The 25,391-nt window shown below is 49.7% G+C and carries 25 protein-coding genes, 1 rRNA gene and 1 riboswitch; of the genes, 6 read left to right on the top strand and 20 right to left on the bottom strand.

All coding sequences use genetic code 11. From position 1 onward, the window contains the following. Nucleotides 1-225, bottom strand: a 16S ribosomal RNA gene (locus C9J01_RS21775); the annotation flags it as partial. A gap of 466 nt (nt 226-691) precedes the next feature. Between C9J01_RS21775 and C9J01_RS21780 the strand changes: the two genes are divergently transcribed. Next, nucleotides 692-1,141 (top strand): RNA recognition motif domain-containing protein, encoded by a 450-nt coding sequence (locus C9J01_RS21780; RefSeq protein WP_107300253.1) that lies wholly within the window; start codon nt 692-694, stop codon nt 1,139-1,141. Here C9J01_RS21780 and murI read toward each other — a convergent pair. The 3 genes from murI to btuB all read right to left on the bottom strand — a co-directional run bounded on the left by murI (nt 1,113) and on the right by btuB (nt 4,488). After that, complete coding sequence (murI, locus tag C9J01_RS21785; protein ID WP_107300254.1) at nt 1,113-1,898, bottom strand: glutamate racemase; 786 nt, start codon at nt 1,896-1,898, stop codon at nt 1,113-1,115. The genes C9J01_RS21780 and murI overlap by 29 nt on opposite strands. 81 nt (nt 1,899-1,979) lie before the next feature. Beyond that, nucleotides 1,980-2,636: a Dph6-related ATP pyrophosphatase gene (locus C9J01_RS21790; protein ID WP_107300255.1), complete on the bottom strand. Its 657-nt coding sequence runs from the start codon at nt 2,634-2,636 to the stop codon at nt 1,980-1,982. A 37-nt stretch (nt 2,637-2,673) separates the two neighbouring features. Continuing rightward, a complete protein-coding gene (gene btuB / locus C9J01_RS21795) occupies nt 2,674-4,488 on the bottom strand; it encodes a TonB-dependent vitamin B12 receptor (RefSeq protein WP_107300256.1) in 1,815 nt (604 codons plus the stop codon). Between the two features lie 38 nt (nt 4,489-4,526). Next, nucleotides 4,527-4,752: riboswitch (cobalamin riboswitch) on the bottom strand. A 146-nt stretch (nt 4,753-4,898) separates the two neighbouring features. Between btuB and trmA the strand changes: the two genes are divergently transcribed. Beyond that, entirely contained in the window at nt 4,899-6,005 is a 1,107-nt protein-coding gene (gene trmA, locus C9J01_RS21800) for a tRNA (uridine(54)-C5)-methyltransferase TrmA (RefSeq protein WP_107300257.1), read from the top strand. A gap of 57 nt (nt 6,006-6,062) precedes the next feature. On the opposite strand, the gene C9J01_RS21805 is transcribed toward trmA, so the two are convergent. After that, nucleotides 6,063-6,434 carry a YijD family membrane protein gene (locus C9J01_RS21805; RefSeq protein WP_107300258.1) on the bottom strand — a complete coding sequence of 124 codons (372 nt, stop codon included), beginning with the start codon at nt 6,432-6,434 and terminating at the stop codon, nt 6,063-6,065. A gap of 23 nt (nt 6,435-6,457) precedes the next feature. Next, nucleotides 6,458-7,090: an HTH-type transcriptional repressor FabR gene (gene fabR / locus C9J01_RS21810; protein ID WP_107300259.1), complete on the bottom strand. Its 633-nt coding sequence runs from the start codon at nt 7,088-7,090 to the stop codon at nt 6,458-6,460. Between the two features lie 316 nt (nt 7,091-7,406). Here fabR and sthA point away from each other — a divergent pair, with 316 nt between their 5' ends. Continuing rightward, nucleotides 7,407-8,822, top strand: coding sequence for a Si-specific NAD(P)(+) transhydrogenase (gene sthA / locus C9J01_RS21815; protein ID WP_107300260.1), 1,416 nt, complete (start codon nt 7,407-7,409; stop codon nt 8,820-8,822). A gap of 59 nt (nt 8,823-8,881) precedes the next feature. On the opposite strand, the gene cysQ is transcribed toward sthA, so the two are convergent. From cysQ to gspC, 14 genes are all read right to left on the bottom strand, one after another. After that, nucleotides 8,882-9,715, bottom strand: a complete 834-nt coding sequence (gene cysQ, locus C9J01_RS21820) for a 3'(2'),5'-bisphosphate nucleotidase CysQ (protein ID WP_107300261.1) — start codon at nt 9,713-9,715, stop codon at nt 8,882-8,884. An 8-nt stretch (nt 9,716-9,723) separates the two neighbouring features. Next, nucleotides 9,724-10,275 carry an ADP compounds hydrolase NudE gene (nudE, locus tag C9J01_RS21825; protein WP_107300262.1) on the bottom strand — a complete coding sequence of 184 codons (552 nt, stop codon included), beginning with the start codon at nt 10,273-10,275 and terminating at the stop codon, nt 9,724-9,726. A 144-nt stretch (nt 10,276-10,419) separates the two neighbouring features. Beyond that, complete coding sequence (locus C9J01_RS21830; RefSeq protein WP_107300263.1) at nt 10,420-11,178, bottom strand: type II secretion system protein N; 759 nt, start codon at nt 11,176-11,178, stop codon at nt 10,420-10,422. Nucleotides 11,179-11,180: 2 nt separating this feature from the next. Next, nucleotides 11,181-11,657, bottom strand: a complete 477-nt coding sequence (locus C9J01_RS21835; RefSeq protein WP_107300264.1) for a type II secretion system protein M — start codon at nt 11,655-11,657, stop codon at nt 11,181-11,183. After that, on the bottom strand, nt 11,654-12,925 hold the full coding sequence (gene gspL, locus C9J01_RS21840; RefSeq protein ID WP_237157040.1) for a type II secretion system protein GspL: 1,272 nt from the start codon (nt 12,923-12,925) through the stop codon (nt 11,654-11,656). Before gspL ends, C9J01_RS21835 begins: the two co-directional genes overlap by 4 nt. Further along, entirely contained in the window at nt 12,894-13,922 is a 1,029-nt protein-coding gene (gene gspK / locus C9J01_RS21845) for a type II secretion system minor pseudopilin GspK (protein ID WP_107300266.1), read from the bottom strand. Before gspK ends, gspL begins: the two co-directional genes overlap by 32 nt. Continuing rightward, nucleotides 13,912-14,589, bottom strand: a complete 678-nt coding sequence (gene gspJ / locus C9J01_RS21850) for a type II secretion system minor pseudopilin GspJ (RefSeq protein ID WP_107300267.1) — start codon at nt 14,587-14,589, stop codon at nt 13,912-13,914. Before gspJ ends, gspK begins: the two co-directional genes overlap by 11 nt. Further along, nucleotides 14,576-14,956: a type II secretion system minor pseudopilin GspI gene (gspI, locus tag C9J01_RS21855; protein WP_107300268.1), complete on the bottom strand. Its 381-nt coding sequence runs from the start codon at nt 14,954-14,956 to the stop codon at nt 14,576-14,578. The genes gspJ and gspI overlap by 14 nt, the downstream gene beginning before the upstream one ends. Next, nucleotides 14,953-15,543, bottom strand: a complete 591-nt coding sequence (gene gspH, locus C9J01_RS21860; RefSeq protein ID WP_107300337.1) for a type II secretion system minor pseudopilin GspH — start codon at nt 15,541-15,543, stop codon at nt 14,953-14,955. The genes gspI and gspH overlap by 4 nt, the downstream gene beginning before the upstream one ends. Before the next feature lie 9 nt (nt 15,544-15,552). After that, nucleotides 15,553-15,987, bottom strand: coding sequence for a type II secretion system major pseudopilin GspG (gene gspG, locus C9J01_RS21865; protein WP_158264586.1), 435 nt, complete (start codon nt 15,985-15,987; stop codon nt 15,553-15,555). Nucleotides 15,988-16,005: 18 nt separating this feature from the next. Beyond that, nucleotides 16,006-17,226 (bottom strand): type II secretion system inner membrane protein GspF, encoded by a 1,221-nt coding sequence (gene gspF, locus C9J01_RS21870; RefSeq protein WP_107300270.1) that lies wholly within the window; start codon nt 17,224-17,226, stop codon nt 16,006-16,008. Nucleotides 17,227-17,229: 3 nt separating this feature from the next. Continuing rightward, the gene (gene gspE / locus C9J01_RS21875; RefSeq protein ID WP_107300271.1) at nt 17,230-18,732 is read right to left on the bottom strand and encodes a type II secretion system ATPase GspE; all 1,503 of its coding nucleotides are present in this window, start codon (nt 18,730-18,732) and stop codon (nt 17,230-17,232) included. After that, nucleotides 18,732-20,756 carry a type II secretion system secretin GspD gene (gspD, locus tag C9J01_RS21880; RefSeq protein ID WP_419687571.1) on the bottom strand — a complete coding sequence of 675 codons (2,025 nt, stop codon included), beginning with the start codon at nt 20,754-20,756 and terminating at the stop codon, nt 18,732-18,734. The genes gspE and gspD overlap by 1 nt, the downstream gene beginning before the upstream one ends. A 38-nt stretch (nt 20,757-20,794) precedes the next feature. Beyond that, entirely contained in the window at nt 20,795-21,697 is a 903-nt protein-coding gene (gene gspC, locus C9J01_RS21885) for a type II secretion system protein GspC (RefSeq protein WP_107300272.1), read from the bottom strand. Between the two features lie 282 nt (nt 21,698-21,979). Between gspC and hslR the strand changes: the two genes are divergently transcribed. From hslR to pckA, 3 genes are all read left to right on the top strand, one after another. Continuing rightward, the gene (hslR, locus tag C9J01_RS21890) at nt 21,980-22,390 is read left to right on the top strand and encodes a ribosome-associated heat shock protein Hsp15 (protein ID WP_107300273.1); all 411 of its coding nucleotides are present in this window, start codon (nt 21,980-21,982) and stop codon (nt 22,388-22,390) included. A 95-nt stretch (nt 22,391-22,485) separates the two neighbouring features. Next, nucleotides 22,486-23,364, top strand: coding sequence for an Hsp33 family molecular chaperone HslO (gene hslO / locus C9J01_RS21895; protein WP_107300274.1), 879 nt, complete (start codon nt 22,486-22,488; stop codon nt 23,362-23,364). Nucleotides 23,365-23,683: 319 nt separating this feature from the next. Further along, nucleotides 23,684-25,315, top strand: coding sequence for a phosphoenolpyruvate carboxykinase (ATP) (gene pckA / locus C9J01_RS21900; RefSeq protein WP_107300275.1), 1,632 nt, complete (start codon nt 23,684-23,686; stop codon nt 25,313-25,315). Nucleotides 25,316-25,391: the final 76 nt, after the last annotated feature.

Genomic DNA, 25,391 nt, shown 5'->3' on the forward strand with positions numbered 1-25,391 from the left:
GGCCCGAAGGTCCCCCTCTTTGCTCCGAAGAGATTATGCGGTATTAGCCATCGTTTCCAATGGTTATCCCCCACATCAGGGCATATTCCCAGGCATTACTCACCCGTCCGCCGCTCGCCGCCCATAAACGCACCCGAAGGATTGTTTATGTCGCTGCCGCTCGACTTGCATGTGTTAGGCCTGCCGCCAGCGTTCAATCTGAGCCATGATCAAACTCTTCAATTAAAGTTTTGGCTCAATGAATACTGTTAATTCATTACCGAAGTAATGAATGAATTGACTGTGTTCTCCTCATATTCAGCTCAAGGCTGCTTCCGATTCGATTTGGTCACTCAGTTTCATTGATAATTCTTTTGTTGACTATCATTTCACGAGTGCCCACACAGATTGCATGGTCAAATTGTTAAAGAACAATACTGATTGGTTAGCGGCTTAAGTTGCCGTGCTCCGTGTCAGTGAGGCGGCATTATAGAGACTTGATTCATCCTGACAAGGGTTTTCTTTAAAAAAATTTCCACCTGCCGATTATTTCAACTAATGTGAGATAAACGGCTCTAATTTCAACATTAGAGGGCCGTCACACTCACAATCTAGCAATTCCAAGTCAATGAAAGTAATATCAATGTGACTTTGTTGTTAAAATAACCAAAAACGCCTTCTTTCTTTTTTCTTATGACGATGTAGTTAACTTATGAAATTATCCAAACAATCTCTTATGCCGGTTCTCGCAATCGCCGTTGTTGGGGGCTTAGTATTTAGTTTTCTCCCCATAGCCTCCGGTATTGCCTTTGCACTTGGTGCTATTTGTACTGCTTATATCCTACCGCTTATTCCTACCCAATCTTCTTCTGCAGAATCAAATACCGCGCAAGCCAGTAAAACCCTTTATGTTGGTAACCTGCCTTACCGAGCCAATGAAAGTGAAGTAAAGAAGTTATTCTCTGAACACGGTGAAGTATTTGCCGTTCGCCTTATGAAAGACAAGCGAACAGGCAAAAGACGTGGATTTGGCTTTGTTGTAATGAGCAGTAATGATGCCGATAACGCTATTGCTCAATTAAATGACAAGGAATACGGCCAGCGCACTCTGAAAGTACGTGAAGCCAATGAACCTAAAGGCGGGGATAATGCAGAGATCTAACGGGCTCTAGTTGCATTGCAGCCAAACTAGTATTGAGTGCCGCTGCGTTTATACCAGCGGCACTATTGTATGTAAGGTTTGGCTCTTTGCTGGTCGCTGTCACTTCCCCCAGCAAATCTTTCACCCTATTGGCGATAGCACGCCCTGAATCAACAATAGTGACATCCCCATCGAGTGCTTGGGTGATCTCATCCCTTATTAATGGGAAATGGGTACATCCCAAAACAATACAGTCAACCCGATTTCGCCAAGGCTGTAAAATCGCTTCAAGCTCCCTAATTGAAATGGTTTGTCCGCGAAGCTTTTGCTCGGCCATTTCAACTAACCGCGTGGAGCCTATTCTCAATACTTCACAGTGGCTAGCAAATTGACTGATCAATAATTCGGTATATTCACGTTGTACTGTTGCAGGGGTTGCCAATAAACCAATCACTTTTCGCTGGCTCAAAGTGGCTGCCGGTTTAATTGCCGGAACAACGCCGACAACAGGAATAGACAAAACGTCACGTAAGGTTGGTAACACAATGGTACTGGCAGTATTGCAAGCGACAACAACTAAATCGACAGAGTGGCGTTCAACCAAAAGCGAAACTATATGACGGGTGCGAGCTATTAATTCGCCTTCAGGCAATTCACCATAAGGAAATGCTGCATCGTCGAATGCATAGATATATTGAACGTTAGGCAACTGCGCATATATTTCCTGATATACGGACAACCCACCTACACCGGAATCAAAAATCAGTACCCGCTTCACTCTTAGACTCTGTCGTATTACTTACAAGGTGCAACATCATACTGCGAATTGTATAGCTAACCCAAATAACCGAGGTTATTTTTAAGTTAGACAGTAGCGCTGATAATGAAAGCGGCTTTGCTGCTCTATTTCCGTCAAGGCAATATCCAGTTTGCCATCAAAGCATGGGGCTTCAACAACAAGCGTGTGGAATTCACCGTCTTCACCACACGGATCGACGCCCTCTGGCAACGACTCTATGAGTTCGCGGTTATACCACCGACCACAAAAGTCACCATCTAATTGGCTGGTATCAATCGTCGTCAGTAAGGTTTTGATCCCGCGTAGGAGTATCTCATCAGCCAAGATGCGGCTGTCTTGCCCCATTAAAGGGAATACACACTGCCAGCCAACCGGTTCTATATAACTACGGCGATAGTCGGCAATGCCATTACAGAACATATCCCCGAAAGCGACAGCCTCAACCCCCAAACCGCAGACTCGTAACCCATCTATGACCAGTGATTGATAAACATCATTCGATGGGAACACTTCAGGCAAGGGTATTTCGACTAATGGTAGACCTGTCAAAGCGGCCTGGGCACGGACAACATCAAGAGGTGTAGCCTGAAAAGGTACTTCATCTTCCACATAGGTGGTGTATAAACCCACTACGTCATAGCGAGGATCTTCAAGCAGGCGGATAAGCGTGAGGGTGGAGTCTTTGCCGGAGGACCAGCTAATAATCACTTTCTTCATCTATAAATCTCAAAAAGCCGCCCGAAGGCGGCTTATCTTAAAACTCGTAACTAGCATTCATATAAAAGGCACGTTCCGGCGCAGGGTAACCAGCGGCCGTTTCATAATCTTCGTCGAATACATTATCAATTCGAGCATTTAAAGTGAGATGCTCATTCGCGTAATAGTTAGCTGACAAGTCAAACAGGTTATACGCATCAAGGTCCCCACCAAAATCAGGACGCTCACCAACATACTGATACCCTAGTGAGACATCAACGACATCAAAGCTTGCAATGGCGTTGTACTTGAACATCTTTTTCGCTCGACGTACAAGTTGCTCACCATTTCTATCTTCAGGGTCTTTAAAGTCAGCACTTAATTGATGTGAAATGAAAGCAGTATCGAATTCAGTGACAATCTCAATACCTTGCAATTTACTCTCACCATTAACGTTGTAGTACCTACTTGTCGATGAGTTAAAATCAATTAAATCATCAATACGCGTATCGTAACCAGTTACAGACCAGTGAACATCAGCCAATAAGCCACTTACCGTAAGTTCAAAAGAATCTGCTGACTCTGGTTTGAGTGACTGGTTTCCGTAAAGACCATTATAGAGTTGATATAGGTTTGGAGCTTTAAAAGATGTTCCATAAGAAGTTGTAATGGCAAGTAGCTCTGAGAAGCGATACCCCAAACCTAGGTTATAAGTCGACTCGCTACCAAACTGCTCATTATCATCGAGGCGAAGGGATAACTCACCAAAAAAGGCATCATAGTCTGCAACGGCAATACCATAAACGGCCAGGTTGTCACGCTCAAATTTATCACCGCTAGTCTTCACTTTGTAAGTCTCATCGCGCCAATCAACGCCACCGGCAAACGTTATCTGCTGCGTCAATTGATACTGAGCATTCCATTGAAGATTAAGTTGGTCTAACTCGTCGTTGCTGGCACCCGAGGATCCCTTCCCTTCTGATTGGATATAATCCCAATCTTCTTGGTTCTGCCAATTTACAGAAAATTGGGAAGATACGGCATTTCGTTGATATTCAACACCAGAAGAGAGCGCATAGTTTTCTACTTCTGCTTCCCTCAATTGCCGAGAAGTAAAGGTACCATCATATTGATAAGTGTTGTCAAAAATACGGAAGTTAGCAAAAGCGGACCATGAGTCGTCAAAACGGTGTGAGTAACCCGCGAGGCCGTTCAAAGACTCAAACCCATGACGATCACCATCATTAATGCCAGGCTGAGGCTTCACGTTGTAGCCATCATCAGCGTCGTAACCAAGTGCCAAATTAAGATGGCCTTGTTCACCGACCTCCACACCAGTGGTCAGAGAGGCTTCTCGGTAATCTAGGCTACCAACACCAGCAGCCAATTTAGTGGTATTGTTTGTCTTGGAGTTAGCAAGCGTAATAATGTTGATAACACCGCCAATCGCTTCAGAGCCATAAACTGAGGCTCGAGCCCCCCTAACATATTCAATCCGATCGACAAAGTTGACAGGCACTTGGCTAAAGTCGACCGACCCTTTAGTCGCTCGGTTAAAGCGAACACCATCAACAAGCACCAACACCTGATCAGCGTTCGCACCGCGTACAAAAATAGACGCCAGCTGTCCTCTGCCACCATTTTGCGTCACCTGGACACCAGTTAAACGACGGAAAACATCGATTAGAGATTTGGCTTGGATACGTTCTATATCGTCACGAGTAACAACCTCAACCTGGGCTGCAACAGACTGTGTACTTTGTTCAATTCGGTTGGCGGTCACGACCATCACTTCATCGGTTGAAGTGTCGGCATAGACCATAGACGGTAGGCACACTTGTGCCAACGCCACTGCTAAAAGCGTTTTTTTCATTATTTAGATATCCTAAGTCGCGTTGATTACTGAGCTTTGGGTAGCTCAATACACTGGTCGGTCTTCGGACTTAAGAGCGTGGCCGGACGGCCGCCTAGGCAACAACTTCCCACTTCAGGCACCTGCATTGCGCAGATTGTAGAAGCAGTGTTCGGAACTGTACGTCCATGTGCTTTCGTTCTCTATCACCGCTGCGCGTCAGTCACGGAGTTTCACCGTGTTCCCCAGCCTGCAAGCAGGCTAACCAGCGCAATTGCATGCTAATTATCCTACATTCGAATGTCTAGTTGTTATTGCTTTGAGCGCGAAATAACGACGTATTCACGATTTTATCCGGTACAACACTGGACATCGGTCAACAATACAATAAAATCTGGCGCTCTTATTTTGAGCAGTTTGAGGCAACCTTTATGGCAACCACCACTATCAATCCAGCTGAGTACCAATCGCAGCTAGATGAAAAAGCAGCGCGTATTCAAAATATCTTTGCCGATTTTGATACACCTGAGCTTGAGGTGTTTGCCTCTCCTGCCGAGCATTACCGTATGCGTGCTGAGTTCCGTGTATGGCATGAAGGTGAAGATCTTTACTACATCATGTTCAACCAAGAGACACGCGAAAAGTACCGCGTGGATCAGTTTCCAGCAGCCAGTCGTCTGATCAATGACCTAATGCCGCTGTTGATTGATGCATTAAAACCAGTAAAAGCCCTTCGCCACAAACTGTTCCAGGTAGATTTTCTGTCTACCCTAAGCGGTGAAATTTTGGTTTCCCTGCTTTACCACCGCCAGCTAGATGCCGAGTGGGAAAAGGAAGCCAAAGCACTTAAGCAACGCCTGAATGACGAAGGCTTCAACCTGAACTTCATTGGCCGCGCCCGTAAACAAAAGATTGTCCTAGACCAAGAGTTCGTAATTGAAAAACTTCAGGTTAATGACCGTGTACTGACTTATAAGCAGGTGGAAAACAGCTTCACCCAGCCAAATGGTGAAGTGGCTCAGAAGATGCTGGAGTGGGCGGTTGACTGCACCCAGGAAAGCCAAGGTGATCTACTGGAGTTGTACTGTGGTAACGGTAACTTTTCACTGGCCCTTGCCCAAAACTTCGAACGCGTTCTGGCAACAGAGTTGGCCAAGCCATCCGTTGACTCGGCACAATACAATATTGCCGTGAACAACATCGACAATGTACAAATCATCCGTATGTCTGCAGAAGACTTTACTGATGCAATGGAAGGCCGTCGTGAGTTCCGCCGTCTTAAAGATCAGAATATCGACCTGCAAAGCTACAACTGCAACACGATTTTCGTTGATCCACCACGTTCAGGCATGGATGAAGGCACCTGCCGTATGGTTCAGGGCTATGACCGTATCATGTATATTTCATGCAACCCAGATACGCTGAAGGACAACCTAGAGATTTTGTCTGAGACGCACCGCATTACTCGCTTTGCCCTGTTTGACCAGTTCCCATACACCCATCATATGGAAGCTGGGGTACTACTCGAGCGTAAATAACAAATGATAAAAAAGGCGCCTTCCGGCGCCTTTTTTAATATCAATGTCTAGGGGCTATTAAGCTTCAGACTGTGATTTAGGAGACATGATACCAAGCTTATACGCCACCCAGATGATCAAGCTTAGCGATACGATCAACTGGAAGTAGTTCGAGCCCATGTCCGGTACTTGCGCACGGACAAAGCCTGAATATCCAAATGCACCGACGAGGAAACAGGCAAATGCGATCGCAGGTGTCCCTTCGGCCATTGGCTTGCTCAAGTACTCCTGATACAGGCAGTACAGCGCCAATGCGAATGCAATCACTGGGAAGATAGAAAACGCCACCGCGCTTGAAGTAAACACTGCCAGTGTCGCATTACCACACAGGCCCGCTAGCAATGACAATACCAGCGTTTTGCGTTCAGCTTTAGTTTGTTCCTTGTTCATATCCTTTCACCAACATAATAAAGTTAGAGTTTTTGCCTGAGCTCTCTACGCTCACGCTCTTTGCGGTACCAATAAGCACCTTTTGCAATCATTCTTAATTGCATAATCAATCTTTCTGCATGCTCACCGCGGGCTTGGCTGTCCAAATCCAAAGCTTCTGCCCCAGAACTGAAGACCAAGGTCACCGAGGCTTCGGCCTGGGTAAAGGCCTCCTCATGGGTGACACCGGTTTTGGCCACGAGATATTCCGTTAGTTCCGCGACAAAATGCTGGATCTCCCGGGCAACAGCTGCACGGAATGCCGGCGAGGTACCGGAACGCTCACGCAACAGCAAACGGAATACGTTCGGGCTACTCTCGATGAACTCCATAAAGGTTTCAACCGAGGTGCGGATCACACTGCCTTCTTTGGCAATGCGCTGACGGGCTTGGCGCATCAGCTGACGTAAGATCAAGCCACCTTCATCAACCATTGTCAGGCCAAGCTCATCCATATCTTTAAAGTGGCGATAAAATGATGTCGGCGCAATGCCGGCCTCTCTGGCCACTTCCCGTAAACTTAAGTTAGAAAAGCTACGTTCAGCACTTAACTGATTGAAGGCAGCATCAATCAGTGAACGGCGGGTTTTTTCTTTCTGCTGAGCCCTGATTCCCATGGGGTTTTTGTTTCTCTTTGAATTATCTTGCGTCAAATTAATAGTCACTATACGCGCTTTTTCACTGCCATCAAAACATAGTAAATCCTGACTGGCGCTTAATCAAAGTCGTTCTTGCCAGTTTTTCTGCTAGCTCACAAACTCCGCCACCGCTCGGCACTAAACAAAACCCCCACCTACCTCCAACTTTTGCTGCAAAAATAATGCAGCAACGTGATCGCCCGCTCCCTATCGCAGCGCACTCATTCTACCTTGCTTTAGAAGAAGTTAAAATAACACGGTAGCAATGTTGCAAGGATGATAAATAAGGCCAAGCATGACAAAAAGCAAACACTCTTCTACCCAACACTTTGATGCCATTATCATTGGCAGTGGTCCAGGTGGTGAAGGGGCGGCCATGGGGCTAACCAAAGCCGGATTCAATGTGGCAATAATTGAACGTGAAGACAGTGTTGGTGGCGGCTGTACCCACTGGGGAACCATCCCTTCCAAAGCGCTACGCCATGCTGTCAGCCGTATTATCGAATACAACCAGAACCCGCTCTATTGCAAGAATAACTCCAGCCTGCACAGCACCTTCAGCCAAATCCTCGGTCACGCCCAAGACGTGGTTAACAAGCAGACCCGGATGCGTCAGGGTTTTTACGACCGTAACCAGTGCAGCATCATTTTTGGTGAGGCGTGTTTTACCGGCACCCACAGTGTCGTAGTGAAAAAGCCCGATGGTAGCCGAGAGCACTACAGTGCCGACAAATTTGTCATCGCTACCGGTTCGCGTCCTTACCAACCTAGTGACGTCGACTTTACCCATAACCGGATCTACGACAGTGATTCTATTTTGCAGCTTAAGCATGATCCCCGCCATATCATCATCTATGGCGCAGGTGTTATCGGCAGTGAGTATGCCTCAATTTTCCGCGGCCTTGGGGTCAAGGTCGACTTGATTAACACCCGGGACCGTCTGCTGGAATTTCTCGACAACGAAATCTCCGATTCCCTGTCCTACCATTTCTGGAACAGTGGGGTAATGATCCGCAATGGAGAGGTCTACGACCAGATTGAGGGGACCGAAGACGGGGTGATCCTCCACCTGAAGTCAGGCAAAAAGATGCGTGCCGATTGCCTGCTGTATGCCAACGGACGTACGGGTAATACGGACAAACTCCATTTGGACAAAGTCGGCCTGAAACCTGATTCCCGAGGCCAACTCAAGGTCAACCAGAACTACTGCACTGATGTAGAGCACATCTATGCTGTAGGGGATGTGATTGGCTACCCTAGCCTTGCCAGTGCTGCTTATGACCAAGGCCGTTTTGTGGCCCAGGCCATTGCCAACGGCGCAGCCGAAGGCCAGCTTATCGACCATATCCCCACCGGGATCTATACCATTCCTGAAATCAGCTCGGTAGGTAAAACCGAACAAGAGCTAACCGCAGAAAAAGTCCCCTACGAGGTTGGCCGTTCGCAGTTCAAACACCTGGCCCGGGCCCAGATCGCCGGAACGGAAGTGGGTAGTTTGAAAATCCTATTCCACCGCGAAACCCGGGAGATCCTCGGGATCCACTGCTTCGGTGAACGTGCTGCAGAGATCATTCACATCGGTCAGGCGATCATGGAACAAAAAGGGGAAGGCAATAGCCTCGACTATTTCGTCAATACCACCTTCAACTACCCGACGATGGCAGAGGCTTACCGGGTTGCTGCCCTCAACGGCCTTAACCGGTTGTTCTAACCCCTAATCCATTTACAATAAACCAAACAAAAACGGAGCCAATTGGCTCCGTTTTTTTGTCAGTCGACTTCCATCAACCGATTATCCGGCGTCAATATCGACGACCACGGCAGGCTCTCATCACCCAGGGTAATAAAGTTAGGGTTCTCTAGCGTATCGCGCTCGTTATAGGACAGAGGCGTTAGGTGGGTATTAAGAATACGCCCCCCTGCTTCTTCAACAATACACTGGGTCGCTGCCGTATCCCACTCTCCCGTTGGTCCGAGGCGCAGGTAACAATCCACCGCCCCTTCCGCTACCAAACAAGACTTGAGTGCAGCAGAGCCGAGCGGTACTAAATCATAATTCAGGGCTGGATCTAACCGGTTAGTGATAGCACTGATATCTTGACGGCGGCTGATCGCGACAGCAATCGACTGAGTCGGTAACTCATGCTTATGGGTAGAAATACGTACCGTCTCGCCTTCCGGCGTTGTTTTCCATGCACCTTTGCCGTTGTAAGCATAATACACGACGCCTGATACCGGCGCATAAACAACCCCCATTACCGGGCTGTTGTTATCGACCAAGGCAATAATCGTCGCGAAGTCACCGCTCCCGGCAATAAATTCCTGCGTGCCGTCTAACGGATCCACCAGCCAATACCGTTGCCACTTGGCCCGCTCGGTCAATGGGACATCAGCATCTTCTTCCGACAACACCGGAATATCTGGCGTTAACTCTGACAAACGCTGAACAACCAACTTGTGGGCTGCCAAGTCAGCACTGGTGACTGGGGTGTTGTCATGCTTTACTTGTTTTTCAAACTGGCCGCGCTGGTAGATATCCAGGATCACTTGCCCTGAAGAGCGAGCAATATCGATAACTTGTGGCAACAGGTGAGATAAGTCCATATTCGCTCCTATTTTCCAAGTTGCTTTAATGCCAGGAACAAGGCTGTGATACTTCTTGCTTCGGCAAAATCCATATGATGTAGCAGCTCTTCCGCCTGACTCAGCGGCCAGCGCACGATTTGAAGAGGCTCTGGCTCATCACCATCGAGTTTTTCCGGGTAAAGATCCTGAGCTAAGAACAAGGTCATTTTGCTCGAGAAGTATGACGGTGCCAACACCACTTCCTTTAGTGGTTGCAGTGCCTTGGCGCCAAAGCCGATTTCTTCTTTCAATTCACGATTAGCCGCTTCGGCTGCCGATTCACCTTGGTCAATCAGCCCTTTCGGAAAGCCAAGCTCATAACGCTCGGTCCCGGCAGAGTACTCTCGGATCAGTAGCAGATCACCCTGCTCTGTCACTGGCACAACCAACACAGCATGACGACCTGACGGTTTCATCCGCTCGTAGGTTCGCTCAACACCATTAGAAAAACGCAAATCGAGCGACTCAATCTTGAACAGTCGGGATTGGGCAACCACTTCTGTCGCCAAAATTTCAGGTTTGTTGTGTTCCGCAGTCATGTTATGTCCTATTCCTGGGAAAGCGGTCTACCGCCATTGAAGCGGAAACCAAGACAATAACTGCTATTTAATGGCAAGCCGCAAAGGAAATAAAGTAGTTTGTGGGGAAAACGTTAACCCGACTAAAAAAGTCGGGTATTACGATTAAAGGCGTCCGTTATACGAAATTTTGTACTGTCCCTTGGGATCGGGGTTACCCAACCACTTAAGTTGCTCGCCAAGCTGAGGCGGAAATTGCGCCCCCGGTTTGAACCAACCAGACAAGGAATAGGTATTGCCAGGGGCTAGGGAAGCCTGCCATTCACTGGCCACATCGTCAGAAGATTGAGCGACATCGGCTAGCAACTTGCCCTGATCACAGGTTAAGTCAGCAATAACCGGGCCGGGTTCCAAGGCGCCTAACGGTGAAGAGACTTGAGCGGCAGTCCATGCCAAAGCACCGTCTAGTTGGGCACAATAGGGTGCTGCAAACTGGTAGTTGCGCAGCGTCAGTTCTAAATTCCCATTGACCACAACCGGCAACGCCGTTGGGGAATACTTGATAACTTCACTGGCGGGCATGGAGACCAGCAGGTTCTCGGCAAACGGACCACTGCTGGCATAGCCAACCAAACCCCGCCCTTGCAAGTTCATTTCACTGCCTTGGCCAAAGCGGACATCCATTTTCAATTTACCCGTCAGCAAAGAGAAAACTTGCATATCCCACTGCACCCGGCCAAAATTCTTGCCCTGCCAGCGGATTTGGGCTGCTGTCCCCTGCCAAGGGGTACCACGTATGCCCGATATATCTAATCCTTGAATAGCTGGTGCCTGCTGCCATACCCAACTTGCAGGAATATGTGCCACTAGGCTTCCAACAAACACCGCACCAAACGAGGCACCCAGTAATAACTTATATTTCACGCTTACCCCCGCCCTAACTGCAAGCGGTTAACTTCAACAACACCTGTACGATCGGCTTTAGATACATCCAAAAACTGGGCATCAATACCGTGCTCATCACGCAAAAAGGCCAACCAGTTGATCAAGGTATTGAACGGTAGTGGTTGCACCCATACCTGAACGGCTTCACTGCGAGGCTGCATACGGATCAATTCAATATTGAACTGGCGAGTGGTTTCATTAACGACCTGATTCAACCCTTTATCGCTAACCGAACCCGTTGAACCGGTTGACGCCCGCAGTGACAAGATTTCATCAGCCTTGGTTGATACCCAACTTAGCAACTGGCGCTCAGATTGCAGGCGGCGCTCAGCATTCTCGGCATTGTTTGCCAACGGTTGCCAAATTCCCCAATAGAGGATGGCGATAAACAAGGCGATACCGCCGCCTAGTACTAGCCTTTGCTCACGCTGGCTTAGCCCTTTCCACCATGCATTCATGACTTTCTCCTTAGCACGATGGCACCAGTTACTTGGGTCCCCTCGCGGTTCAACTGACCTAGCTCGACATCAAAGTCTTCATCTAACAGGGTCCTTAGCTGCTCAAAATGCTGGAACTCCGAGGCAATAGCCTGAAAGCGCATCTCGTTACGGTTTTGGTCATAACGGAAGTTCTGCACCGACAGCTGCGAAACTTTGGCCAGTGATGGTTGCAATTCAGCTAGCCAAAGCAAAATACCTTCCGTGCTGCCGCCACCACCCAACCGGGACAACTCACTGTCCATTTGTCGTCTTAGGTAACTCTGTGACGGGACACGCTGGAACTGGGGCAGCACCTGGCGGAAAATACGCTCGCTTTCCGCTTTATAGGCCTGTGCTTGCGCTTCCATCGCCTGTACCGAAATCACATGCTCTACGACCAGTACCGACAACAAGACCCCAGCGGCGATAGCCACCTTACGCCAAGGTTTTAAATACTTACGCCACGCTGGTTGCTGCTTGTACTGGCCCGACAGTAAGTTGACCTTACTCTCTGCGGCTCCCTGAGCAAGAAGCTGCATCACCAGTTCTGGTGTTTCCGCCTGCCAGACACCCGGCATCCCCTCAGGCGCCTGGGTATAGTAATGCACCACAAGTTCATCACTTGCCGGCTCATCATCTTGCTGCGACTCTTGATCGTCAGTGGCTTCACTAACTTCGTCATTCTGGGCTGGCGCTACCATCTGTGATTGCAGCCAAGGTGCTAACCAGGATCGATCCGCACCCACACCCAGAGAATCCGATTGGCGGATCAGCCACATGCCATCAAGCTCAGCGGCCGTAAAACCATTGTCGAATAGCGGTAAACACAGACAGTCAGGGATCAGCGCCTTGGCTTCGATGCCGGCATCTTCCAGCGCGGCCAGCCATAAGGCGACTTTCTGGTGTTCCACCACCGCCACCTGCGCCATATCACCACTTTTCTGCAGTAGATGGACATGTAGGTTATCAACATCCTGAGCCAGCTCTTCTTCCAATAAGAATGGCAATACGGCGGATAACTGACGACTGCTCCCTGCCGGGATGGCAACTTCCGTCATCAACACATCGGCAGCCGGTGCCAGTACGTACACAACGCGTTGGCTGGCATAGTCAGCTATCTCGTTGAGTTGACTGATGGCATCTAGCTGGCCCGATGCGATGACTTCTTTTTGTTGTGGCGACCAGACAAGCCATTGCACCGGCTGGTCAGCACGGCTACTTAGCCTGATTGTCAGAAATTCGCTCACTGATTCCTCCATAGCGGCGACGTACAACCGTCACCGAATCTTCACTATCTCGTTTGAGCAAGGCCACCAGCCTTACCCTGGACCGATCGACCAATACCTCGGTATCCATCTGAAAATAATCACTGCTGACCGCCAGAAAATTCTTGGCCTGCTCTTTTATGTCGGCGCTAATGCTGCTTAGTTGCGACTCCCCAAGGAAGTCATCCACACTATCCCAACCATCGTAAGGCCGGTCGGCAATCAATTTCTGGGCATCTGACAACGACAACCGTGATGAAAACAATGCCACCAAGATAGGGGCTTGATGTTCATAAAGCGTATTAACATTAATGGCCAATGTGGTGGTCGGAATCGCACACACCTGATGACGGACCTTGTCAAAAATCGCGGCCGTTACCCCATTGACTGCTCGCAACTCACTGGCATCAGCCATCCAATCCCGTGGCGGTAAATAAGGCGGCCGGAACCCCTCATAAGTACTGTCCCCAGCCCCAAAAGCGGCATTGACCCTTTCATCAGTATCAACATATTCCCATACCGAATCTGCTACCACCTCAGCATCATAACTATCAACACCAGTTTCTTCGATCAGGGTCTGCAAAACGGTCACGATGTAAGGCTTGGTGCTACTTCCAGTTTCCGGTTGCACACCTGACAACGCATTTAGGTTAAAGCATGCCTGGCGGTCAATAATGTCGCCGATAGCTTCGCCGCCATCGAGTGGGTAGCGCTGACCTTGTGTTGCCCAAGCCTGGCTCAAGTTGACCGTATCACTATCATCAACCCCTTGTTTGATCGCCACCTTGGCCAATTCTTCCATCCCCTGTGCATACCAGTAGGCTTGCTGGTTCTGGATTTGGTTTTCGACCCGGTAGAAATTGAGGTGTAGCCTTTCGGTCATCTGTACGGCCAACAAGGTCATCAGTGACAGCAGCAACAGCACCACAATCAAGGCCACACCACGCTGCTGTTTAGGCGGTACACATTTACGTGTCATTACTCGTCTCCAATGCCGAGGTTGGCAGCATGTAGACCCGCTCAATTTCACCGTAGTCTTCAAGCGTTAGTTTGATCATGACACCTTCTGGCAAGGCCGCTGGTTTATCCCAGGTCTCCAGCCATTTTTTTTCACTGTAGAAGCGGAACGACATCTCCTCGACCCCAGGCAAAATTGGCCTGATCAAGGCTTCGGTACCGACCACACTGTCAGGGTATCTAAACCAAACCCGCTCTAGCTGATCATCGATAATCCGATAGCCCACCTTGACGTTTTCGCCTCGCGGAAACATCTGCTGCGGGTTTTGCCAACCCGTACGGGTGAACAAAATGCCGTAGCTCGATGAGTCCATCAGATATTCACTGCTCTGAAAAATACGGTCGCTGACTGTCTCACCTTGATTGCGGACCTTGCGAGCCACCACCTGACGGAAATCATTATCCATCATCACCATCGCCCGCTGGATATCCTTAAGCCGCTCACTGTGTTCGCGAGACTGTTCGTCACTACGCTGTACGCCGTTCATCACCTGGTAGGCTGACAGACTCAGCATGGCAAACACCGCAATCGCTACCAATACCTCCAGTAAGGTAAAGCCCGCTTGTTTTGCGTTATTCAAGCGAGGGGATTGGGATTGTTGGCCGGAAGTCGTTTTAATTCTCAACATAAGTTCTCAGCGTTACTACCGACTGCTTGCGTGCTTCATCTGTAGTTACCGTGACGTCCAATGCACGCAAAAAGCCATCTGCCGTCTGGGTGCTTGTTATCGACCAATACCACTCGCGCCCAGCCAGTTCGGATTTCCCGCGTTTGGCTGTGGTTGGGATCTCTCCCGACAGCCTGATCTTGGCCATTTCGTTGTCGGCGACCATGGCTGCAAAGGTCTTCTCCTCAAGGTAACCCAAGGTATTGAGGTGCTGGCTAACCGCCTTCATCACACTCAAAGCCGCAGTCGCAAACACCGCCAAGGCGACCAGCACTTCCAGTAAGGTCAGGCCCCGATTCCGCTTGGGTGATGGGGATAGCAGCTTCATGGTTGGGCCTTCTCTTGCACACTGGCAATGGTCTCACCCGGAGGCAGCAGGAATAACTGTCCCAACTCATCAGCCTGTACCCGCCAAAATTGGTTTTCACCCGTCACTTCAAACTCCAAGGTAAATGGGGTGTATTCACCACTGGCCATCACCACCACCTGAGGTGGTTTAATCTTGTCTTTGTCAGTTTGCTCAGCAAACAAGTCTTCATTAAACAGCGACCCCGGCTTGAACAAGCGATCCTTGTCCTGCCAAGAGTAACTGCCGATTTCGACCACCAAACGGACATCTTCAGGCATTTCCACCTCGGTGAAAAACTTGGAAGACTCTAGTGGTTGCCAATCCTGACTGGTTAGCTGAAGAAACTGGTACCGGTTACGCTCAACCCGAACGCCGTAGTCGTAACCATTAAGCAGAGCATCCTCGCCCAGCAACTGGACGAGGTGGTGGAAGCGCGCAGCTTCTTCCCTGACTTTATCTTCCTTGCTCTCGGGCAAGGCCACGATGACTGCCACAGCACTGGTTGCCAATAGCACCAGCACCAACAGTATTTCGATCAGGGTAAACCCCGCTGCACGCTTACTCATCATCACGACTTAGAAGTCCAGCATGTTCCAGTTACCGATATCGGTATTCACACCTTCACCGCCTTCTTGGCCATCAGCGCCTAGGCTGAAGATATCAACCGCACCGTGTTCACCCGGCATTACGTACTGGTATGGGTTGCCCCATGGGTCGTTCGGCAAACGGCGGATGTAGCCACCATCACGGTAGTTACGTGGCTCAGGGCTAGAAGAAGGCATGCTGACCAAAGCTTCAAGGCCCTGATCTGTTGTTGGGTACACGCTGTTATCCAGCTTGTACATATCCAGTGCCTGCTCTAACGCGCTGATATCGGTCACGACTTTCTGCTGGTCAGCTTTTTCCTTGTTGCCTAATAGGTTAGGTACGACCAAACTGGCCAATACCCCAAGGATAACGATTACGACCATGACTTCCAGCAGCGTAAAGCCGCGTTGTTTGCGTTGCATTGAAAAAACCTCCAAAAATTACATTCCGACCATATTGTTCAAAGCAATGATCGGCATAAGGGTAGCAATAACAATAAACATCACGATGCCAGCCATCGCGACGATCAATAAGGGCTCGAAAATCCCCAGCGCCATATTTACCAAGGACTCAAAGTCTCGGTCCTGGTTATCAGCTGCACGGGTCAGCATCTGCTCCAGTTCACCACTGCGTTCACCGCTGGCAATCATATGCAGCATCATAGGGGGGAAGAGTTTGGTTTGCTCGAGTGAGATCCGAAGACTGGAGCCTTCACGCACTTTGTCCGCCGCTTCCCGGATCTGTTGGTTGACCCAAGTATTGGTCATCACATCAGAGGCGACCTTCATGCCTTCCAGCAAAGGAATCGCACTTGAAGTACAGATTGAAAGGGTACGGGCAAAACGAGAGGTACTCAGCCCCCTGGCAACTTTACCGATCACCGGCAGGCGCATGACCCAGCGATCCCATTTCAACCTGAAGTCCGGTCGTCTGAGGGCCATCTTGATGATCATGAACAAGGCCGCAATCACCAGCAGCACAACCAGTCCCCAATTCTGGACGAAGTCACTGGCTGCTAGCAAAACCTCGGTGATAGTCGGCAATTGCTGTCCCATTTGGACAAACTGGTCAACAATCTTAGGGACCACCGTTGCCAACAAGAAGGCCACGACAGCGATTGCAATGATAGTCAGCATGGTTGGGTAGATCATTGCCTGCATCAGCTTGCTGCGCATTTTCTGGCGATTCTCGGTGTAGTCCGCCAAGCGGTTGAGCACCGTATCCAAGTGGCCTGATTTCTCACCAGCTGCCACCATGGCGCGGAACAGCTGATCGAAGATATGCGGGTATTCTGCCATCGAATCTGACAGGGTATAGCCTTCAACCACCCGCGAGCGTACTGCCAGCAACATGTTTTTCAGCCGCGGCTTCTCGCTTTGCTCTGCCACTGCTTTGAGACACTCCTCAAGCGGCATCGACGCCTGCACCAAGGTCGCAAGCTGGCGGGTGATCAAAGACAGTTCCGTGGTACTGATCCCTCGGCGCAGCTGAAAACCGCCACTGGCTTTTTTCTTCTCGCGCTCGTGAGTTTGCACCACTTCAACCGGGATCATCCCCTGCTCACGGAGTTGCTGGCGGATCTGCCGCGCGGTATCCCCTTCGAGAACCCCTTTTTTCTGGCGCCCTTTGGCATCCAGGGCTTTGTATTCAAACGCCGCCATCGGTTAGCCCTCCTTGGTCACCCGCATCACTTCCTCAAGGGTAGTGATACCGGCCTTGACCTTCGACAGACCATCATCACGGATACTTGGGGTATGGGCGCGAATGGCTTTTTCTATCGCCATCTCACCAGCCTCACCGTGGATCAACTCCTGTACCTGATCATCAATCATCAGCAGCTCATGGATACCTGTACGGCCGCGATAGCCTTTGTTGTTACACGCTTCACAGCCCTTGGCATGGTAGAGCGTCAAATCTTCATCTGCTGATACACCGAACAACTTCTTCTGCTCATTATCGGCTTCATAGGGTTCGCGACAGGTCGGGCACAAGGTACGGACCAAGCGCTGGGCAAGTACGCCAAGCAGTGAAGAAGACACCAAAAATGGCTCAATCCCCATATCACGCAGACGCGTAATGGCACCGACAGCAGTGTTGGTGTGAAGGGTGGACATCACCATGTGACCGGTCAGCGACGCTTGCACTGCAATAGAAGCCGTCTCGAGGTCACGGATCTCACCGACCATCACCACATCCGGGTCCTGACGCAAAATCGCACGCAGGCCGCGGGCGAAAGTCATATCAACCTTCGGGTTTACCTGAGTCTGGCCGATACCGTCGATATCAAATTCAATCGGATCTTCAACCGTCAGGATATTGCGTTCTTTACCATTGAGCTCCTGCAGGCCGGCATACAAGGTGGTCGACTTACCCGAACCTGTCGGGCCGGTCACCAGGATAATGCCGTGTGGGCGCTCAATAATATGGCGGAAGTTAGCATGGTTGGCTTCAGTCATACCGAGACTATAGAGATCCAAACGGGTTGCGTTCTTATCCAGAAGACGCAATACCACCCGCTCACCATGGGAAGATGGCATGGTTGATACACGCACATCTACCGCACGGCCACCGATACGCAACGAGATACGGCCATCCTGTGGGACCCGCTTCTCGGCAATATCCAACCTTGCCATTACCTTGATACGAGAAACCAACAGCGGGGCCAGTTTGCGGCTTGGCTGCAGGACCTCACGCAACACACCATCGACCCGGAAACGGATCGACAGCACTTTTTCAAAGGTTTCGATATGGATATCCGATGCCGCCTCTTTAATTGCCTCTGCCAGCATGGCATTGATCAATTTGATAATTGGCGCATCGTCTTCCGATTCAAGCAAATCTTCGGTTTCCGGCAGTTCTTCAGCTAGCGAAAAGAAATCATCACTGTCCGAGCCCAAATCTTCCATCAACTGGCGGGCCTCAGACGAGTCGCGCTGATAAGCTTCGGTCAATTTCAGCTCGAATGCCTTGTCTTCCAGTGCATGGGGCACAAAACTACCACCGGCAACCCGACGGATCTCGGCCAGTACCGCACCTGACAACTGGCCGCTGTAATACAAGGCAACATCCTGATCCAATGCTTCAAGCACCACCCGGTGACGTTTGGCAAATGAGAAAGGCAGCCGGAACAGCGGCTGCTTATCCTGTTCCTGGCTTACATCATGCATTACTGATCGTTCTCCAGCTGGGCGACAAAGGCACGTACCTCTGGCGGCAACGAGATATCTTCACCGTATTTTGGCAGAACCGGCACATCGGTTTCAGGCATTAGGCGCAAACCCTTATCTGCCTTGAACAGCTGCTCGGCACGGATATAGTTGTACTTACGCTGGGTAATACCATCCGCCGTCACCCCGTCGCGGATAATGGTCGGCTTGATGAAGACCATTAGGTTGGTTTTAGCGGTGGTGGTATTGGTCGACTTGAACAAGTGGCCCAATACCGGGATATCACCCAAGATAGGAATTTTCTGCTCACTTTCGTTGGTCTGCTCTTGGATCAAACCACCTAACGCCAGCATCTGTCCGTCCTGAATCAAGACATTGGTCGTCAACTGACGCTTGGAGAAACGCACATCGACAGCGCCATCGGCACCTAGTACGTTAGAGACTTCCTGCTCAATTTTGAGCTGAACCGAGTCCCCTTCGTTGATCTGCGGGGTAACGTTGAGCTTGATACCCACTTCTTTACGCTCAACGGTCTGGAAGGGGTTATCGTTGTTCGAACTTGACGTCGAACCTGTTACAACAGGGACTTCCTCACCAACAATGAACGAGGCTTCACCGTTATCCATCACGGTAATACTCGGTGATGACAAGATATTAGAGTTACGGTCCGAGGCAACGGCATTGACCAACATGGTCCAGTCACCCATCACAATACCGAGCGCGGCACCATTCACACCGCCCAGCACGGAAGCCAGGGTGCTGAAATCACCATCTTCGGTGATGGTACGGGTTTCTTCCTGACCGGTATTTGGGTTAATGAAGGTTTCGGTTCTGGTCGATTCTTGCGCTTCTTCAAGACCAATGGCGTACTGGGAGATCGGCACGCCGGAGTTACCAAACTGGATCACCCCACCGCTATCGGTACTGCCCCATTGTACCCCGAAGTTCACGCCATCACCCTCGGCAAGCTCGACAATCATCGCCTCGATCAGAACCTGGGCACGACGGATATCAAGCTGGGCAATAATGTTTTCCAGTGCACGCATGATATCTGGCGGCGCGGTCAGGATCAGCGAGTTGGTATCAACGTGGGCTGATATCATAACCTGAGAATTACTGGTTGACGTCGCCTTGGCATTACCCTGCTTTTCTGCCTGTAGGTTATCGGACACCCCTTTAAGAACGTCTACCATCTCTTCGGCATTGGCATATTTCAGGTACACCACACGGTTATTGCCCGAAGAGGCCATTTCGACATCCAGTTGGCGGATCAAGCGGCGAAGGCGGTCACGAACCTGCGGGTCACCCGATAGCAATACCGAGTTGGTACGGTCATCGGCAACCAGTTTAGGCTGCAGGAATTCTGGCGTTGATTTGGCATCTGCCGTTTTATTCAACGCTTCTACGATACGCACCATCTCCGCTGCCGAGGCATTGCGCAGTTCAACTACATCAATCTCTTTGTCACCAGCACGGTCAACACGCTCGATGATCTCCGCCAAACGGTTTACCGTTGCGGCACGACCGGTGATCATAATGATGTTGGCCGGGTCATAGTGCACCACGTTACCTGCACCGGCATTATCATTAAGCTGACGCAGTAGTGGGGAGAGTTCACGGACCGAGACATTACGTACCGCAATAACGCGGGTTACGACCTGATCGCCAGTGATATTGCTGTTGTCTCCCACCACTGGAATGGCAGAAATCTTGGCATCCTTATCACGGACGACCTTGAGTACACCGTTATCCATCTCAACCACGGCAAAGCCATAGACTTCGAGGACATTGAGGAAAAACTGGTAGTACTGCTCATCATTGAGCAGATCATAACTGCGAACATTGACCTGGCCACGTACCGCAGGATCCACAATGATGGTTTTCTGCAGGTTTCGTCCGACAATGTTGATAAATTCCTGAATGTCTGTTCCTTTGAAGCTGGCACTAAACTCGCTAGCCAATGCAGAACTGCACATCAAGCTGCCTAATAACCAGAGGGCACTTTTACCCATCCATTTTTTCACAAAAAACTCCTGCGTCTTCGCATGTTCGCGTTGGACTGCTATTGCAGCTCAATATAGATATCGTGTAACTGACCTTCTCGCTCGACGGTCAATGTAAAATCTGTGGCACTCGATAGTTCCGTCCACAGTTTCGCCATCACAGCAGCGTCAGTCAGATCATTGCCGTTGAGACTAACGGCCAAGTCATTGGCCTTAAGGCCCACGGCGTCGAACAACGCCCGCTCTTTACCAGGGTTAACCCGGTATCCCACCAACTCACCATCCCTTTTCACTTGGGACAGGCGAATATAGCTAAATAAGGTTTGCGGTTTTTCGAGGATTTCCTGCTTGATGCGGCTCAAGTCTGAGGTTGGCTCAGCCGGTTCGACTTGTCGCGGCTCAGGCTGACGGGGCCTTGACGTACTTTGTGATGCCTTGCTGAAATCGACACCATCTAGCATCAAGGTTTCATCACGGCCACTGTTACGGATGATCACCCTATCTGGATAGACCGCCTGCAACGTCGCACGGGTCCCTTCAATTGCCTCGTTGAGGCCATAGGTATTTTGCTTGCCACGATGGGTAATAACAGCAAGGGCTGTTTGCGGGTTAGAGCTGGCGACCAAGCCAACAAGTGTCAAGCTAAGCCGAGTTTGCGGGGCGTCCTGCTTCACTGGCTGCTTGCGCTCTACCACAGGCGCATTCTGCTGGTAACGGCCAAACAGGTTCATGTTCAGTACCTTGGCCACTTCAGAACGATTGCCACCGGCATTCGATGACACCGCGACCGTTGAAGCCTGCCAATTGGCTGGGGCTTGGGCAGGCTGCAGCGCAAGCCACACCATTCGGCCGACGACCCAAGCGAGCATCACTACCAGCACCCACGTAAGGACGCGGGTCAATGAAGAGATTGAGATCTTGCTCTTGGACTGCAAGCTCCCTAACCAATTTGCTGTAACCATGAAATATCCATCATCCTGCGGAAAAACTAGCGCGTTATACCAAAAGGTAATATCAAAACGTATTACTTATTTGTCGAATCGTTTAATTATCGTGACTAGTCTATCAAAATGCATGAAGAAAAGTTTCTACTACTATCAATAGACTAGCTATTTTCTGTGATTTATTCCTGATTTACTGTTGAAATCCCGATCCCATATCACCATTTAATATCTCTCAACGCCTGCTGACGCTCTGTCGGCAATGTGGTACTTTTAGCGCCCTTATGGGTTAAGGAGCATACTGTGGGCCAACACACATCGCATCAAGACAACATTCAGGTCCGTCTCGATAAGTGGTTATGGGCGGCACGCTTTTATAAGACCCGTTCTATTGCCCGTACCATGATCGATGGCGGCAAGGTGCAATACAACGGCCAACGCTCCAAACCCAGTAAACTGGTCGAAGTGGGTGCTGAGATCCGTTTACGCCAAGGTAATGACGAAAAAACCATTATCATAGAGAAACTCTCAGACACCCGTCGTGGTGCACCTGAAGCACAAACTCTATACCGGGAAACAGAGGAGAGCGCAAAGCGCCGTGAAGAGCATGCTAAAATGCGTCGCCTTCATGCCTACGGCAGCCCTAGTCCCGAAAAGCGCCCTGATAAAAAGCAGCGTCGCGATATAATTAAGTTTAAGAGTCATTCCGACTAAGGGTATTAGTTCAGTGTAGCGCAGAAAAGTTTCGTTATGTTGACGCAAGATACCAAAAATTGGTCAATTAGATACCTGCTGGAGAAATCAAGCTAATGACAAAAGATAGTCTATACCGTTACCTGTTTGACGGTGTATCCGTACGTGGTGAACTGGTTCAGTTGGGCGACACCTACCAACAAATCATTTCCAGCAAGGACTACCCAGCCCCAGTACAGACCCTGTTGGGTGAACTGCTGGTTGCAACAAGCCTGCTGACGGCCACACTGAAATTCGAAGGGTCAATCACTGTCCAGCTACAAGGTGATGGCCCGGTTAAGCTCGCTGTAATTAACGGTGACCACGACCAGAAACTGCGCGGTGTTGCCCGTTGGGACGGCGATGTCCCTGCCGAAGGCAATATCCATGACCTAATGGGCAAGGGCCACATGGTGATCACCATTACCCCAACCAAAGGCGAGCGCTACCAGGGTGTCGTTGGTTTAGAAGGCGACAGCCTTGCGGCATGCCTTGAAGGTTACTTCGAAAACTCAGAGCAGCTAAAGACCCGTATTTGGCTACGTACCGGCGAGCACGAAGGCCAAGCAAAAGCTGCCGGTATGCTGCTGCAGATCCTACCTGACGGCCAAGGCCACGAAGATGATTTCGAGCACCTTGAGCAGCTAACAAGCACCGTTAAGGACGAAGAACTGTTCAGCCTGGAAGCTCAAGATGTCCTTTACCGCCTATACCACCAGGAAACGGTTAAGCTGTTTGACCCACAGGAAGTGATCTTCCAGTGTGGCTGTTCACGTGAACGCAGCGCATCAGCAATCTGCTCTATCGAGCGCGCTGAAGTCGACCGCATCGTTGCTGAAGAAGGCAAGGTTTCCCTGCATTGTGACTACTGTGGCACCAGCTATGACTTTGATAGCATTGACGTTGCCGCACTGTTCGAAAATGCAGCAAAAGACAACAGCAACCAGGTGCATTAATTATTCTTCATAATTAAGCCTGAAACTAACTTACAAAAGCCGGACATTGTCCGGCTTTTTTTCTACCTGAAGCACACTTTCCTTGCTCAAGATGTAAGCAAATAACATGCTAACCCTCGCTTTTTTCAGGGAAAATATTAATTTTTAGAGCTAGCGCAAACGCTTTACAACACGATAAACTTACCGCCTACAATATATTTAAGACTTTTACTTAACCTTAACTTTTTAATGGTTAATTTTTGATAAACCTCCCTGAATTACCCCTTTAGGGTTGCTAGCATGGTCAACAGTTAAACAACATCTTACCCAAGGAGCACCTATGACTGTCATGAACGTCGAAAAAAAGGTTGCAAAAAAATTAGATCTATCTCAATACGGTATCAACAATGTTACAGAGATTGTTCGTAACCCAAGTTACGAAGTTCTGTTCGAAGAAGAGACCAAGCCGGGCCTAGAGGGATACGAAAAAGGTATCGTTACTGAGCTAGGTGCTGTCGCTGTAGATACCGGTATCTTCACTGGCCGTTCCCCGAAAGATAAGTTCATCGTCAAAGATGACACTACCCGCGATACCATGTGGTGGGCAGACCAAGGCAAAAACGATAATAAGAGCATTGGTGTCGAAGCGTGGAACGATCTGAAAGAGCTAGTGACAGGCCAGCTATCTGGCAAGCGCCTGTTTGTCATTGACGGATTCTGCGGTACTAACCCTGATACCCGCCTATGTATCCGTATCATTACTGAAGTGGCTTGGCAGGCTCACTTTGTGAAGAACATGTTCATCCGCCCAACGGAAGAAGAGCTGGAAACTTTCGAGCCTGATTTCGTGGTAATGAATGGTGCCAAGTGCACCAACGAGAAGTGGAAAGAGCATGAAATGAACTCTGAAAACTTCACGGTATTCAACCTGACTGAGAAGATGCAGCTTATCGGCGGTACTTGGTACGGCGGCGAAATGAAGAAGGGTATGTTCGCGATGATGAACTACTTCCTGCCGCTTCGTGATATCGCCTCTATGCACTGTTCTGCCAACATGGGTGAAAACGGTGATGTAGCAGTATTCTTCGGCCTATCAGGCACAGGTAAAACAACCCTGTCTACTGATCCTAAGCGCGCCCTTATCGGTGATGACGAGCACGGCTGGGATGATAACGGTGTCTTCAACTTCGAAGGCGGTTGCTACGCGAAAACCATCAACCTATCTAAAGAAGCCGAGCCAGACATCTACAATGCGATCCGCCGTGACGCATTGCTAGAAAACGTAACTGTACGCAGCGATGGCGCTATCGACTTCGATGATGGCTCGAAAACAGAAAACACCCGTGTTTCTTACCCGATTTACCACATCGAAAACATCGTTAAGCCTATCTCCAAAGGCGGCCATGCCAACAAGGTTATCTTCCTGTCGGCGGATGCATTCGGCGTATTGCCTCCTGTGTCCAAGTTAACCCCAGAGCAAACCAAGTACCACTTCCTGTCTGGCTTCACTGCCAAACTAGCAGGTACTGAGCGTGGTATCACCGAACCAACTCCGACTTTCTCGGCCTGTTTCGGTAATGCATTCCTGACGCTACACCCAACCAAGTACGCAGAAGTACTGGTTAAGCGTATGGAAGCAGCAGGTGCCGAGGCATACTTGGTGAACACCGGCTGGAACGGCTCTGGCAAACGTATCTCTATCCAGGATACCCGTGCCATCATCGATGCTATCCTTGATGGCTCTATCGAAAACACAGAAACGAAGAATATCCCAATCTTCAACCTGGAAGTCCCAACATCGCTACCGCATGTTGACCCAGAGATCCTTGACCCGCGTGATACCTACACCGATCCACTACAGTGGGAAAGCAAGGCGAAAGACTTGGCTGAGCGCTTCATCAACAACTTCGAGAAGTACACCGACAATGCCGAAGGTGCCTCTCTGGTTGCAGCAGGTCCACAGCTTGACTAACCGCTAGTCGCAAACCGAAATACTCTAAGCCCCTCTGATGAGGGGCTTTTTCGTTAAATAAACATCAAAAGTCCTG

This window comes from Photobacterium rosenbergii (assembly GCF_003026455.1).
In the GTDB taxonomy this organism is placed as follows: domain Bacteria; phylum Pseudomonadota; class Gammaproteobacteria; order Enterobacterales; family Vibrionaceae; genus Photobacterium; species Photobacterium rosenbergii.

Bases quoted from the DNA above. Each gene is read 5' to 3' on its own strand.
- cysQ (WP_107300261.1), bottom strand. From the start codon at position 9,715: ATGGACTTATCTCACCTGTTGCCACAAGTTATCGATATTGCTCGCTCT.
- C9J01_RS21835 (WP_107300264.1), bottom strand. From the start codon at position 11,657: ATGAATGCATGGTGGAAAGGGCTAAGCCAGCGTGAGCAAAGGCTAGTA.
- gspF (WP_107300270.1), bottom strand. From the start codon at position 17,226: ATGGCGGCGTTTGAATACAAAGCCCTGGATGCCAAAGGGCGCCAGAAA.
- C9J01_RS21805 (WP_107300258.1), bottom strand. From the start codon at position 6,434: ATGAACAAGGAACAAACTAAAGCTGAACGCAAAACGCTGGTATTGTCA.
- gspE (WP_107300271.1), bottom strand. From the start codon at position 18,732: ATGCATGATGTAAGCCAGGAACAGGATAAGCAGCCGCTGTTCCGGCTG.
- gspK (WP_107300266.1), bottom strand. From the start codon at position 13,922: ATGACACGTAAATGTGTACCGCCTAAACAGCAGCGTGGTGTGGCCTTG.
- hslO (WP_107300274.1), top strand. From the start codon at position 22,486: ATGACAAAAGATAGTCTATACCGTTACCTGTTTGACGGTGTATCCGTA.
- trmA (WP_107300257.1), top strand. From the start codon at position 4,899: ATGGCAACCACCACTATCAATCCAGCTGAGTACCAATCGCAGCTAGAT.
- sthA (WP_107300260.1), top strand. From the start codon at position 7,407: ATGACAAAAAGCAAACACTCTTCTACCCAACACTTTGATGCCATTATC.
- btuB (WP_107300256.1), bottom strand. From the start codon at position 4,488: ATGAAAAAAACGCTTTTAGCAGTGGCGTTGGCACAAGTGTGCCTACCG.
- C9J01_RS21780 (WP_107300253.1), top strand. From the start codon at position 692: ATGAAATTATCCAAACAATCTCTTATGCCGGTTCTCGCAATCGCCGTT.
- fabR (WP_107300259.1), bottom strand. From the start codon at position 7,090: ATGGGAATCAGGGCTCAGCAGAAAGAAAAAACCCGCCGTTCACTGATT.
- gspJ (WP_107300267.1), bottom strand. From the start codon at position 14,589: ATGTTGAGAATTAAAACGACTTCCGGCCAACAATCCCAATCCCCTCGC.
- C9J01_RS21790 (WP_107300255.1), bottom strand. From the start codon at position 2,636: ATGAAGAAAGTGATTATTAGCTGGTCCTCCGGCAAAGACTCCACCCTC.
- gspH (WP_107300337.1), bottom strand. From the start codon at position 15,543: ATGAGTAAGCGTGCAGCGGGGTTTACCCTGATCGAAATACTGTTGGTG.
- pckA (WP_107300275.1), top strand. From the start codon at position 23,684: ATGACTGTCATGAACGTCGAAAAAAAGGTTGCAAAAAAATTAGATCTA.
- nudE (WP_107300262.1), bottom strand. From the start codon at position 10,275: ATGACTGCGGAACACAACAAACCTGAAATTTTGGCGACAGAAGTGGTT.
- gspC (WP_107300272.1), bottom strand. From the start codon at position 21,697: ATGGTTACAGCAAATTGGTTAGGGAGCTTGCAGTCCAAGAGCAAGATC.
- gspG (WP_158264586.1), bottom strand. From the start codon at position 15,987: ATGCAACGCAAACAACGCGGCTTTACGCTGCTGGAAGTCATGGTCGTA.
- gspI (WP_107300268.1), bottom strand. From the start codon at position 14,956: ATGAAGCTGCTATCCCCATCACCCAAGCGGAATCGGGGCCTGACCTTA.